Source organism: Paenibacillus arenosi, from assembly GCF_014841135.1.
GTDB lineage: Bacteria > Bacillota > Bacilli > Paenibacillales > Paenibacillaceae > Paenibacillus_B > Paenibacillus_B arenosi.
The window spans coordinates 47,712-60,345 of sequence record NZ_JACYTN010000014.1; the positions used below are offsets into that span (position 1 = coordinate 47,712).

Annotated in this window: 12 protein-coding genes; 5 read left to right on the forward strand and 7 right to left on the reverse strand. The window is 40.3% G+C overall.

Features of this window, described 5'->3' with window-relative positions:
• Positions 1-35 precede the first annotated feature (35 nt).
• The 3 genes from IFO66_RS15640 to IFO66_RS15650 all read right to left on the reverse strand — a co-directional run bounded on the left by IFO66_RS15640 (position 36) and on the right by IFO66_RS15650 (position 3,282).
• On the reverse strand, positions 36-713 hold the full coding sequence (locus tag IFO66_RS15640; RefSeq protein ID WP_192026060.1) for a protein kinase family protein: 678 nt from the start codon (positions 711-713) through the stop codon (positions 36-38).
• 462 nt (positions 714-1,175) lie between these two features.
• Complete coding sequence (locus tag IFO66_RS15645) at positions 1,176-2,732, reverse strand: ABC-F family ATP-binding cassette domain-containing protein (protein WP_192026061.1); 1,557 nt, start codon at positions 2,730-2,732, stop codon at positions 1,176-1,178.
• 100 nt (positions 2,733-2,832) lie between these two features.
• A complete protein-coding gene (locus tag IFO66_RS15650; protein WP_192026062.1) occupies positions 2,833-3,282 on the reverse strand; it encodes a DUF5946 family protein in 450 nt (149 codons plus the stop codon).
• 201 nt (positions 3,283-3,483) lie between these two features.
• Here IFO66_RS15650 and IFO66_RS15655 point away from each other — a divergent pair, with 201 nt between their 5' ends.
• Positions 3,484-4,095 carry a hypothetical protein gene (locus tag IFO66_RS15655; protein ID WP_192026063.1) on the forward strand — a complete coding sequence of 204 codons (612 nt, stop codon included), beginning with the start codon at positions 3,484-3,486 and terminating at the stop codon, positions 4,093-4,095.
• A 60-nt stretch (positions 4,096-4,155) separates the two neighbouring features.
• Here IFO66_RS15655 and IFO66_RS15660 read toward each other — a convergent pair whose 3' ends face one another.
• Positions 4,156-4,797, reverse strand: a complete 642-nt coding sequence (locus IFO66_RS15660) for an HD domain-containing protein (protein WP_192026064.1) — start codon at positions 4,795-4,797, stop codon at positions 4,156-4,158.
• 232 nt (positions 4,798-5,029) lie between these two features.
• Between IFO66_RS15660 and IFO66_RS15665 the strand changes: the two genes are divergently transcribed.
• On the forward strand, positions 5,030-5,626 hold the full coding sequence (locus IFO66_RS15665) for a TetR/AcrR family transcriptional regulator (protein ID WP_192026065.1): 597 nt from the start codon (positions 5,030-5,032) through the stop codon (positions 5,624-5,626).
• Positions 5,627-5,852: 226 nt separating this feature from the next.
• Positions 5,853-6,458 (forward strand): hypothetical protein, encoded by a 606-nt coding sequence (locus IFO66_RS15670; protein ID WP_192026066.1) that lies wholly within the window; start codon positions 5,853-5,855, stop codon positions 6,456-6,458.
• 162 nt (positions 6,459-6,620) lie between these two features.
• Here the strand turns inward: IFO66_RS15670 and IFO66_RS15675 are convergent, their stop codons facing one another.
• Complete coding sequence (locus IFO66_RS15675; protein ID WP_192026067.1) at positions 6,621-7,655, reverse strand: DUF2332 domain-containing protein; 1,035 nt, start codon at positions 7,653-7,655, stop codon at positions 6,621-6,623.
• A gap of 402 nt (positions 7,656-8,057) precedes the next feature.
• Here IFO66_RS15675 and IFO66_RS15680 point away from each other — a divergent pair, with 402 nt between their 5' ends.
• Together IFO66_RS15680 and IFO66_RS15685 are read left to right on the forward strand one after the other, a co-directional pair.
• A complete protein-coding gene (locus IFO66_RS15680; RefSeq protein ID WP_192026068.1) occupies positions 8,058-9,107 on the forward strand; it encodes a bifunctional transcriptional activator/DNA repair enzyme AdaA in 1,050 nt (349 codons plus the stop codon).
• Between the two features lie 178 nt (positions 9,108-9,285).
• Positions 9,286-10,236 carry a LacI family DNA-binding transcriptional regulator gene (locus tag IFO66_RS15685; protein WP_192026069.1) on the forward strand — a complete coding sequence of 317 codons (951 nt, stop codon included), beginning with the start codon at positions 9,286-9,288 and terminating at the stop codon, positions 10,234-10,236.
• A gap of 144 nt (positions 10,237-10,380) precedes the next feature.
• Here the strand turns inward: IFO66_RS15685 and IFO66_RS15690 are convergent, their stop codons facing one another.
• Together IFO66_RS15690 and IFO66_RS15695 are read right to left on the reverse strand one after the other, a co-directional pair.
• Positions 10,381-11,625 carry an MFS transporter gene (locus IFO66_RS15690; protein WP_192026070.1) on the reverse strand — a complete coding sequence of 415 codons (1,245 nt, stop codon included), beginning with the start codon at positions 11,623-11,625 and terminating at the stop codon, positions 10,381-10,383.
• Between the two features lie 195 nt (positions 11,626-11,820).
• Positions 11,821-12,597 carry a hypothetical protein gene (locus tag IFO66_RS15695; RefSeq protein ID WP_192026071.1) on the reverse strand — a complete coding sequence of 259 codons (777 nt, stop codon included), beginning with the start codon at positions 12,595-12,597 and terminating at the stop codon, positions 11,821-11,823.
• Between the last annotated feature and the right edge of the window lie 37 nt (positions 12,598-12,634).

The window sequence follows — 12,634 nt, forward strand, 5'->3', positions numbered from 1 at the left end:
GGAGACCAACCACTTTTTATTTGAAACGTAGTATTTTATTTTCCAAAAAAGAGCCTTCTAATTCGCTCCGCGAAATCCTGTAAATTGCCGCTTGCTGGATCAAAACGGTAATATCCATTTTTCACAGCTTCGAGCAGCCAGCTCGATATTTTCTCTCCTTCTAGCAAAGGATAAACGTTATCGTAAGCCCATACGAGATGCTCCCATCTTTTGTCGTTGCCAGGCTGTATATATTCAGATACATCGAGTACCTTTCCTCGACCATCCTGCAGCAATACATTTTTCAAATGGATATCTCGTGGGTTCAATCCTCGTTCTCGGACAAATGCTCGTGCTGCTTCTACATCATCTACAACTTGTCTTGGCACAGGGACACCCAATAGCAAACAATCATACAAGTTTATCCCTCGTTCATGACTTATGACCACATATCGATCCCCCGCACCATAATACACAGGAAAATAAGGGCTCCCCTTCAATGCTTCATACACGCTTATTTCTGCTTCCTTTTTCGGAAGCGCCTGAGTGGCATATAGTTTGTAGGCAAATTGAGGCATTTGTTTATAGACAAATACAGCAGCATCCGTACCGATCCCTATACAGTGCAGTTCATCCGATTCTCCTTCTATCGTCACCGGATCGTTGATGCCTTGCTTTATTACTTCCATACGAGACAGGGCGTGTTCTGCCCTCCTCCATTGCTCACTATTCATAGGTCACCTCATTTAGATGTTGCTGAATATCACTGCTTCTACGTTTACACGGTAATCTTCAAATGACGTTTCATCTCTATACAACGTATTGAAATAGGAATGTAGCAAGCTCTGTTCATTTGATACCCAATAATATGAGCTAGTAAAACTTCTTTCATGTTTCTATCACGATGCAGAAGGCTACATCTCCAATATATTCACAATGGTTTCCGTATATATCAAAAGCTTCTGTCTTAGAGACTATCTGTTTTTCCATGATGGTGAACTAGTAGTGTTTGTGGTTTCTAAGAGGTTTGTTGGCTTGTAAAAATAATAGTTCTACGTTGTCTATACTTCTTAACGCTTCGTTAGATGACATTCAACATTTCTCGTAAGTAGAGTACTTAAAACTGCAACGTATGTAACTAGTAGAAACCGGCTCCATCACAACGACTGCGACAGAACCGGCTTTATTAGCACTTATTAAAATACTTTTGTCGTCCAGGATTCACAGTTCCATGTTTCTGTAACCACATCACGGTAGAATTCTGGTTCGTGGGAAATGAGTAGAATGCTGCCTTTGTATGCCTTTAGCGCACGCTTCAGCTCATCCTTAGCATCTACATCCAAGTGGTTCGTCGGCTCATCGAGTACAAGCAAGTTTGTCTCGTTATTAATAAGCTTGCATAGACGTACCTTTGCTTTCTCACCACCGCTAAGTACTTGAATCTTGCTCTCAATATGCTTCGTCGTAAGTCCGCATTTCGCTAGTGCTGCACGCACTTCGAATTGTGAGAAGGATGGGAATTCGCCCCAAATCTCTTCGATACAAGTGTTCGTGTTGGCTTCTTTCATTTCCTGTTGGAAATAGCCGATTGCCAAGTTCTCACCCAGCTCAACAGAGCCGGAAATCGCTTGGATTTCGCCCAAAATGCTGCGCAGCAACGTCGTTTTACCGATACCGTTCGCACCAACAAATGCAATCTTTTGACCGCGTTCCATACGTAAGTTAAGCGGACGAGACAATGGCTCGTCATATCCAATAACAAGATCCTTCGTTTCGAAAATAAGCTTGCTGGAAGCTCTAGCATCTTTGAAATTGAATTGCGGCTTCGGTTTCTCTTGCGCCAGCTCAATAACATCCATCTTATCCAGCTTCTTTTGTCTGGACATCGCCATGTTACGTGTCGCTACACTTGCCTTGTTACGGGCAACGAAGTCTTTCAACTCAGCAATTTCCTGCTGTTGACGCTTATAAGCAGATTCAAGCTGCTGCTTTTTCATTTCATAGACTTGCTGGAATTTATCATAGTCGCCGACATAGCGGTTCAACTCTTGATTTTCCATATGATAAATCATGTTAATGACACTGTTAAGGAACGGAATATCATGTGAAATCAAAATGAATGCATTCTCATACGCCAGTAGATAGCGTTTTAACCATTCGATATGCTGCTCATCCAAATAGTTCGTCGGCTCGTCCAATAGCAAGATGTCCGGCTTCTCGAGCAATAGCTTCGCCAACAATACTTTCGTACGTTGTCCGCCGCTAAGGTCATGAACGTCTTTATCCAAACCGATATCGTTTAGACCAAGTCCGCGTGCCGTCTCTTCTACTTTCGCATCGATGAGGTAGAAATCTTGATTCGTCAACGTATCTTGAATCGTTCCGACATCTTCAAGCAGCTTCTCTAACTCTTCTGGCGTTACATCCCCCATCTTGCCGTACATATCATTCATTTCTTGTTCCAAATCAAATAGATATTGGAAAGCACTTCTTAAGATATCACGAATGGATGATCCTTTGGTAAGTACAGCATGCTGATCCAAATATCCAACACGCATGCGTTTGGACCATTCGACTTTACCTTCATCTGGTTGAAGCTTGCCTGTAATAATGTTCATAAAAGTGGACTTACCTTCACCGTTTGCACCGATTAGCCCAATGTGTTCGCCTTTAAGCAGGCGGAAGGAAACGTCCTTGAAGATCGCACGATCTCCAAAGCCGTGGCTTAATTTCTCTACGTTTAATATGCTCATCCATGACACCTTTTCTAATATACTTTTTACTCGACTTATTATAAACGTTATCGGGCCTATAACTCAATGTGTATCCATGTATTTTATGAATGATATTGTTTTACGATGGAAGTTCGCCTCTTACCCGCTCTTTCCATTTGATAATATGTTGGATGGCCTTCTTCTCGCCTCCTGTGTATATATCTTCAATTGTCATCGACCAATATTTAGAATTTCGAGTTCTTTCTTGACTTGGTACTGGATTTGTAATTTTACCAACTTTACTTACTAGCTCTCGATTTCTTTGAAGAATATACCCCGTATCCCAGTTATGATCATAAGCATCAATAAATAATTGAACCAATAACCGGTGGCCCTCCTCTGTATAGTTCGAAGGATGCTGGATCATATAACAGGAAACCAGCCAAAAGTGCAATGCATACAAGTCTGGATTATTATGTTCCCACACAAGGGGATAACCGAACAATTCATAACACGAATGTCCATCAATTCCCCTAGCCCCACACTCTATACATCTTCCAGATTCCATCACTGTGCTGTTATCTACCAAGTTGCTCCCCCCGTTCCGTTCAAACTACTGTCTTCACAACGTTAATACAATGACGTTACGTGAGGTCAAGTACATTTTTATGTTCGAATTCTAAATAGGGTGCAGCACAAAAATCTCAATTGGTTACATCATTCTTAAGAAAATATTCCCAAACGATTTATCTCTTATGATATGAATATTCTAATATATAAGGAGGCACATATGAAAATTATATATTCTATACTAGGCAGTATCGTTACCGTTGTTGCTAGCAACTTAGGGTTGTTTCATGTATTAGATGTCTTTTACTTCAGTACATTCCGTTCGCCGGACGGATTCTTCCCAACGCTGCAGTCAGTAGTTGTAGCATTCACTGCCCTTCTAGTACTAGCTATACTCCTTCTTCTATTCTATTTTAAATCATTTGATAAGGTGAATGTGCGTGGAATAGCTGTTGGAGGCGCTATCGGATATTTGCTCTATACATTATTGGACACGTATATCTCGGCTGACGTTCCTTCCATTAATCCCTATTTGAACTACATCATGTTGTTGTCTATTATCGTTGGCTACATCGTCGTGAAGCGTGAGTTTAATGACTTCAAGATCGTATACATAGGAATTGGTTCAGCTATCGGATGGCTATTAGGCTACGCTACTGTAATTGTGATGCGAGCCATTCAGAATTCCCTAATTTCCTACTTTTATTTTGATACATTCGAGACTTCACTCGTCCTAGGAGTGATAGCGGTATCTGCGATTGTAGGATGGTTATTATCCACCAACAAGAAAAAGGTTGATTCATTGCCAGAAACACAACAACCGTCTCATTAGAGAACATAGAAAAAGTAAAGGTATAACCTCCTCATGAATGAAGTGGTTATACCTTTTTATTTAAGACTTCGTTATGTCCACACTTGTTGGAAACATGCTGTCGTATCTATGGCTCTTGTGGCTGCATGTGGGTCTATTTTTCTTTGCAGCTTCCGCAATCATCAGGAATTTCACATCATTTGTTTTCTTATATTGATATAAAAATAATTCTATAAAGGAACAGTTCGCTTCTACATCAGGATATGCATCCATAATATAACGCAATGCCTTAGCATCAATTTCATGAATCGCGATACCTGTAGCATCTATCATTGCCCCCAACGAAACCATAGCCACTTCCGATTGTGTATGATCCTTTCCTTCCAAAGTAGTATGGAGTTCAATTGCAAGCTGCGCAATTTTTGCTTTTTCAGATGGATATTCATGCTCGACTAAGTAATTGTAAGCTTCCTGCGCTCCTAATTTGTCAAAGGGACCATCTGCACAAACTAAAGGTGCTGTAAATCCAATATCGTGAAAAAGTGATCCTAAATAATACAGTTCGAGGTCGTACTTCATTCCTGTCCGTTCTCCGACAATGTAGCCATAAGCATACGAACGCATTACATGGTTATACAAATACGGGGCTGACAAGTTTTTCACGTAGCTCGTAGCTTTCGTCGCTAATTCACTATCAGGAACTCGATAAAAAGGGTTACTCATTCCTTTCACTCCTCATCAATGGATTTAGCATAACACAAAACCGACCGGTCGGTTCTTTTTAAACATACCATTATATCCCTCCAACTTTAAGGTGCAAATGTTGCAAATATTCAAACTTTTATGACAATCACTTGCACAATAAATATCGTTGGAGCTAATCCGTTTACAAGCCCCTTCACCATGCTACAATGAATACGGAAGCACATATATACCACTTGAAAGGAACCTATAGATGCGGAAAGGCGATAAAACCAAACAGGATATCATAATGAAGGCTGCGGAGCTTTTTAACGAAAAAGGCTACGCGTCTTGTTCTATGCAGGATATTATGGAGGTGACAGGTCTTACGAAAGGCGGAATATACGGTTGCTTCTCAAGCAAAGAAGATATTGCACTAGAAGCCTTCGACTATTCCACTAAGTTGGTAGCAGAACGTTTCATGACTGCTATAGACGGCGAAGCAACAGCAACAGCCAAAATTTTAGCTATGTGCGAGGTTTATCGTGACGCGGCGCATAATCCGCCATTGAAAGGCGGCTGCCCACTTTTAAATACGGCCGTAGAAAGTGATCAGACGATCCCCCTTTTACGCGAGAAAGCATCAGAAGCCTATATAGATATGCTTACAATTATACAAAATATACTGGAACAAGGGATAAGAGATGGAGAATATCACTCTGAAATGGATACAGAAGCTACCGCTTCTTTCATCCTTTCTTCTCTTGAAGGCAGTATCATGTCTAGCAGACTAACTATGAATAATATACATATCGCTTTTGTTAAGAAGAACCTTGAATATGTATTAATTTCACTTTCGAAAAAAAGGTAATATCAAGATCTCTCTTCACTAAGCTTTTTCATGCATATTTGCCGTTCATGCTTGTCTTCTGCTAGTATTGGATGGCCGCATGCGTGTGAAAAATTTTCAAAAAAAGGTTAATGAATGAAACCATTCCGGTGTTTATGCGCTTACATAGTTACATTATTATTAAGAAATTAATTTTCAATCATTCTCAGCTTATGATCCCCCTATCCAAATGGATAAGGAGAGTCTTATGAGAAGTTTATATTCTATACTCGGAAGCATCGTTTCGATTATAGCTAGTTATCTAGTCGTAAATTTTTTGCTAGAAATATTTTATATTAGCAAATTTAGTCCGTCAGAAGTCGGTATGGCTCGCTTGGGCGCATACCTATATGCAATTTTAGCATTTCCATTACTCACCATTGCAGTCAGTGTGAAATTTTTCAAGACGTATGGGAAACTGAATGTTCGTGGAATTGCTTTCGGAGGCGTGTTTGGATTTTGGTTGTATACGCTAGTGAATAATCAGCTGTTTATACCTTATTCACCTTATTCATCAATTATTCAAATCGTAATAGACTGTATTCCATTGCTCTGCATACTAATTGGCATTAAAGCCGTCCCACAGAAACTATCCGATTACAAATTGAAGTACACTATGCTCGGCATGGGTGTTGGATGTATGTTGAGTTACATAATTGTGTTTAGTATGCGTGCTGTAAACAATACATTCACTGGATATATTTCCTTATTTAGATCTTCCGAAATACCACTCGTTCTGGGAGTGATAGCGGTATCCGGAATTGCAGGATGGTTTTTGTCAGAAGGTATGAGAAAATGGAAAATGAATTCCTAATATTCAGCCGTTGTTGGCTGCACGATAGAACGATACATCCTTTTCACAATTTGAGCTATGAGCCGAACCTTACATAGTTAAAGTTCGGCTCATAGCATATAGCAACACCCACCTCTTATATCATCTAGTCAAGCTTACTTTCTAAATTTACTCATATCTGCCCTATTTATGTTTTCCTATCCATTGGAACCAGCGAGCATGCCCTTCCGTTTCCGCTAACGTTTCCTTATACTCCTTTCCTCCAACATAATAATCAAGATGAAGTAGTCCAGAATCCCGCATATTATTATAAAGATGAAGAACTTCTCTCTCTTCGCCAAGCTTCTTAATATGCCTTTCCAATTCTTGCTTACCTTCTACCGGTATTTGATTGGCTACATGCGTGTGGAACACACAAATCACAGACTCTTTAGGTATTTGCAAGGCAATCTCAGGAAGCAGCTTCACACCATCGCCTTCGATGAATTGAATTGTTTGCTCTTTTGCACACTGTGCAGCTTTGGCAAAATGAATTCTCCGTTCCGAATGCTCTGGCCATATCAATGCGTTTAGCCATAAATAATCTTCTGGAGCATTTAGGTCATTAATATGCAAGTCTAGTCCTATTCTACTAATGACTGGTGGGCTCTGCTTATAAATAAATGGATGTCGTGCTCCTTTTATTTCCGCACGGATGTGCAGCTCAGAATGAACATTTCCATAAACCTCATTATCAGAGTTATAGGAGTAACTATATTTATCCCACAGCAACTGCAGCCCTGCACTTGTTCCAATTTCAATTAATGCTAATGGTCGCTTCGTTTTCTCGTACATATAACAAAAAGCTGGATATAGATAAGAACATCGTCTAACTTCATTTGTCTGTACAAGCTTGTTCTGTAGTAACGGAATGATATCGAGCTTGTAGGTTAAGCAGAAGTCTTTAAAATGCGGAAATGCTTCTGCAACATTTCTAGGATCGTTGACAAGGCTTGCATAAAACTCTCTTAGCTCATGACCGTAGCCTTTCAGTAATAAATAGTGAACCGCACCAAAGAAAAGATTGGGTACAGGTTGCCCTTGTCTGACATATCCAGCCAATTCGAGCAGTTCATCATCTGCCGCTATTTTGTCAGACAAGTGTTCGTACAAGCTGCTTGATCCTTTGCATTCCCTAGCTGCGAATACCATAAAATGTTTGGATAATGAAGAAGTCATTCACACACCCCTTATCACCTATTTATTGGTATTCTATCACCTTAATTTAATAAATAATATTTAATACTTCTTGTTGATTATATAAAAATAATTTATTAATCATTCGATGCCAAACCGACTTTTCCCTAAGTCCATATAAATAGCAATAGCCTTTGATTAAACACAAGAAGGCCGTATTTTCAAGCACTTAAATTGTTTACGAAAAATTTATTATGTAAACTAATTGTCATCCAATCCTGTTACTTACCTTGATTATTTAAATTAAGTTAGGATGTCGATGAGGAAATAATAGTGCTGACATAATCTAAAAAATCAATGCCTGATTTTCGGCGGACAGTACTTAAACAGAAGGCTATAATGATCGTAAATAAAGCAAGTCAAATTATAATAAGGGTGAACGGAATGACGTTTAGAGTCGAGCGTAAACAGGAGTATTATCAAGCGTTGATTGAGAAAAATTCGCAATATGAAGGACAATTCTATGTTGGCGTGAAGACGACAGGTGTATTTTGCCGTCCAACTTGTCCAGCTAGAAAACCCAAGTTCGAGAATTGTGAATTTTTCGAAACTGCTAAGCAAGCATTGCTTGCTTCTTTTCGGCCTTGTAAAAGATGCCACCCTCTTTCCCACCCCAACCACGTTTCAGAAGTCGTTCGAATTCTTGTGAAGGCGATTGAGACGAATCCTGAAAAAAGATGGAAAGATGTAGACTTTCAGCAGATATCTATCGATGCCTCTACAGCCCGTCGTCAATTCAAAAAGCGGTTCGGAATGACATTTGTGGAATATGCACGTGCACGGCGCATGGGGATTGCCATGAAGCAAATAAGAGGAGGCGAGCCTGTAATCGATGCACAATTTTCAGTTGGTTATGAATCAAGCAGCGGGTTTAGAGATGCATTTTCACGAATTATGGGTACAGCTCCTAGCTCGCTCGAAAGCATTCACACTCTGAAAGCATCTTGGCTAGACACACGGTTAGGCCCCATGATTGCCATCGCCGATGACGAAGCACTGTATCTGTTAGAATTTGTGGATCGTCGGGGGTTGGAACGTGAGATTGAACGACTTAGGCAGCAAACAAAATCCGCGATTATTCCAGGAACTGCACCGCCGATTCAGTCTATCGAAATGGAGCTTACTCAATATTTTGACGGGAAACGCATTGAATTTCATACCCCCATTCGTTACCTTGGGTCACCTTTTCAGCAAAAAGTATGGGAGCATTTAAGAAATATTCCTTCTGGTGCAACTCAATCCTACTCAGCATTAGCCACATTGGTGGGCCAACCAACTGCTTATCGTGCAGTGGCACGAGCAAATGGCGCTAATCAACTGGCCATTATCGTCCCTTGTCATCGCATAATCAACGCCAATGGAGATCTTGGAGGTTACGGTGGTGGACTGTCCCGCAAGGAATGGTTAATTAATCACGAAAAGCAAACGAGATAAGTTCAAAGAAAGCGATCCCCATTCTTGTTCGGGATGAGAGGGCTCAGTCGTCCTTGACATGAAACCCATTTCACATTTTACAATGGATGCAGGTGATTCCCTCTACAATAATCGATTCTATCTTTGATTAAATGGAGTGCGAATCAACCGCATCATACTGTTACAGGAGCTCACTTCCATGGCGAATATTCATGATATAGCTAAACTGGCTGGTGTTTCGGTTACGACGGTTTCTAGAGTCCTCAATAATCATAAATATGTGTCAGATGACAAAAGGACAAAAGTACTTACCATTATTAATGAGCTAAATTATGCGCCGAACCAAAGTGCAATCGACTTAACTCGCGGCGAAACTAAGATGATCGGCCTTATCATACCTTACAACAATAATGCTTGTTTTGATCAATTACTGAATGGTGTGCTAAACAAAGCGGTTGAAATGGATTATACGGTTATCGTGCTGCCTACTCAATACAATAAAGAAAAAGAAATTGAATATCTTTCAAAATTAAAAAATAAACAGCTTGATGGTATGATCATTACCTCTAGAGCAAATGACTGGGATGCGATTATTCCTTATTCAGACTACGGTTTGATCGTGTCATACGATTACACTTCCCATCCTGCAATCGGATGTTCTTATATCGACAGATATTCATCCTATCTTGATGCATTTCAACTATTGAAGGATAAAGGACATACACACGTTGCATTTACAACAGCGCGTGAAACCGAAAGTATGAGTACACAACATTTGATAACGGCATACAAAGAGGTATTTGGAACATTTATACCCGAATATTATTTGACCGGCTGCAGTTGTCTCGATGATGGTATTGCGGCAGCTAAGAATCTCCTGCATTTACCTAATAGACCTACTGCCATTTTTGCCAATGGAGACGAAGTAGCTGGTGGCATACATTTATATGCTAAGTCTATCAATCTTGAAACTCCTCGCGATCTAGCCATTATTGGGCAGGAAAATCAACCAATTGGGGTTGGTTTAGGCATTACTACTGTTGATCATCAACTAACGAAAGTTGGCGAACAAGCATGTGAGCTGATCATTCATAAGTCGAACCAGAAAGTAAAAGTTCCTTATCAAATTATTCAAAGAACATCTGTTTGAAAAATAGAGAATATAACGATTAAGCTGGCTCATTGTGAGACCAGCTTTTGTTGTTCCTGACCCGTACGATAGTATGACCACTTCATCGAACATTGTGACAATCTTACATCTGAACGGTAAGTGCCAAACCTGAAACTTGTAACACTATTGTGTGCATTTCTCAGACTTAAGCGAATAATGCTTACATGTACTAACATCTGTTATTCTCATCTTTAATATGCGATTCATTCTTTCTGAACCTAGTAACATGATGATAATATAACTAGCTACAACGAACGGCAAAATAATAATACTTGTTTGGGCAGCAATCCAACCAAGCACAGGAGGCAGCAGCGTATTCCCTGTATAGGCAGCCGCCATCTGATAACCCATTAACTTCTGAGATTGATCATTACCGAAACGCTTAGGCGTATCATGCAGCATACAAGGATAGATAGGGCCAAATCCTAACCCTATCAACATAAGCCCAATAAAGGAGCAAATTATAGGTAAAGGAAGCATAAATAGCAAGGCACCAACTAGAGCAATTATCAACCCGCTTCGGATAAGCATATGATTGCTCACTTTATAAGTAACGAATCCCGTTATAAATCGTCCTATCGTCATACCACCGTAGTACATAGATATCCATTGTGCAGCTACTACTGCTTCTAACTCCTTAATGGTTACCAAATATGTACTTCCCCATAATATGACCGACGATTCAGCTCCACTATAGAACAGAAATGTTATTAAAGTAATCTTAACGCCCTTCAGTTGCATCGGTTTTTCAATTAAGGAAATATGATCTAGATTATTTTGAAGCTCTTTATCTTCATGTATAACAGTAGTTTGATGGCTGGTCATTCGCTTCCACAGTGGCAAGGTTATAAACAGTAGCACCACCATCGCAAATTGAATGAACGCTATCGTTACATATCCTTCACGCCATCCCTGTTGTCCGCTCATAAACGCAGCCATAATGATGGGACCGAGAGTTGCCCCGACACCCCAAAAGCAGTGCAACCAGCTCATATGATGAGCTTTATAGTGCTTGGCAACATAATGATTAAGCGCTGAATCGACAGAACCTGCACCTAGTCCAAGCAGCAATGCCAACACGATCAACCATATCATAGATGGGGCATAGTAAAACCCGAGCAACGCAAAAGCAGTCAGTAGGCAGCTGAGCAAGGTTATTTGCCCTGTTGCCAGCCGTTTTAATATCGTACCGCTTGCCAAGCTGGACATGATTGTACCATACGCAATTGTAATCGACAGCACGCCCGCGAAACTAAGTGATGTATCAAAGTCTTTGTGCATAGTTGGCCATGCTGCTCCCAGCAGTGAATCAGGAAGCCCTAACGTAATAAACGATAAATAAATCATTACTAAAAATAAGGTTGCCACCTTTAATCGACTCCTTACTTATTCAATTGTGACAACTTCAATATTGAAGGCCTAAGCGTAGGCTAAAGTATGAAATCCGTTTCAGGTCAAGATATAAATTTTATAAATGATCCATTTTTCGTTATTTATTACTTTAACGCTCCTGATTAGGGTATAACAGCAGTCAGCTAATTGGTATTCAATGGTTAGATTGTATTACAGCTTAGCTTCTGCGGCCTGAATAAGATTACGGATGTTCCCTTCCCACTTATAAATCTTGTTCTGCGAGGCATGAATTCGGCCAAGCTCTGCGACAATAAGGTTTAATTCTATAGCTGCCGTTACTGCGTTACCATGCTTAATCGCGGAACGATAGCGTTTATTCGCTTCACTCTTATTTTTACTATGTATATCTGTGATCTGCTTGTTCTCAGCTGTAATCTGTTTCTTTATCGTTTGTATCGGCTCTAAAGATCCCCTAACTTGCTTCGCCTTTGTGTAAGCCTGCTTCTTCACACTCGTCAACGTATCTTTTTTCTGCTTAATCTCATGGCGGGCTGCACTTACCGAAGCCTTTATGCGGTTACGCTCTAGTTCATATCTCAAAACAGACTTTTTATCCTTGCGCTTCCTAGCCTCAGATGCCTTCTTGCCAAGCTCCGTGTATTTCGCAAGAAGAGGAGCGTGTTGTTTCTGGCTCCGTTCTGCCTCTGACTGTAATTGATCGAGCTTGATCTTGTCGATAAGCTTAATTCTCCTATCCACTTCTTTACGCTTCTCATTATTTTGCTTGCGCAGCAGTTGGATCTTTTGTTTGTCTAGTTGATTAGCTAACTCCAAAGCACTCAGACTGTCATGCAACTGCTCAACGGTACTTAATGCAGCTTCCCAACCGACACTAGATGCTGTTACGTGTCCAGGACTGAACACCAACATCAGGAGTAACAAGCATACTGCGACTAGACCCTTTGCGTAACCTCTTCGTTCAAACAACAATACCATCTCCCATTCGATTATTTTCTTCAAACGA

Excerpts from the sequence above, each read along its gene's own strand:
- IFO66_RS15640 (WP_192026060.1), bottom strand. The coding sequence starts at position 713 with ATGAATAGTGAGCAATGGAGGAGGGCAGAACACGCCCTGTCTCGTATG.
- IFO66_RS15685 (WP_192026069.1), top strand. The coding sequence starts at position 9,286 with ATGGCGAATATTCATGATATAGCTAAACTGGCTGGTGTTTCGGTTACG.
- IFO66_RS15675 (WP_192026067.1), bottom strand. The coding sequence starts at position 7,655 with ATGACTTCTTCATTATCCAAACATTTTATGGTATTCGCAGCTAGGGAA.
- IFO66_RS15665 (WP_192026065.1), top strand. The coding sequence starts at position 5,030 with ATGCGGAAAGGCGATAAAACCAAACAGGATATCATAATGAAGGCTGCG.
- IFO66_RS15655 (WP_192026063.1), top strand. The coding sequence starts at position 3,484 with ATGAAAATTATATATTCTATACTAGGCAGTATCGTTACCGTTGTTGCT.
- IFO66_RS15660 (WP_192026064.1), bottom strand. The coding sequence starts at position 4,797 with ATGAGTAACCCTTTTTATCGAGTTCCTGATAGTGAATTAGCGACGAAA.
- IFO66_RS15670 (WP_192026066.1), top strand. The coding sequence starts at position 5,853 with ATGAGAAGTTTATATTCTATACTCGGAAGCATCGTTTCGATTATAGCT.
- IFO66_RS15680 (WP_192026068.1), top strand. The coding sequence starts at position 8,058 with ATGACGTTTAGAGTCGAGCGTAAACAGGAGTATTATCAAGCGTTGATT.
- IFO66_RS15645 (WP_192026061.1), bottom strand. The coding sequence starts at position 2,732 with ATGAGCATATTAAACGTAGAGAAATTAAGCCACGGCTTTGGAGATCGT.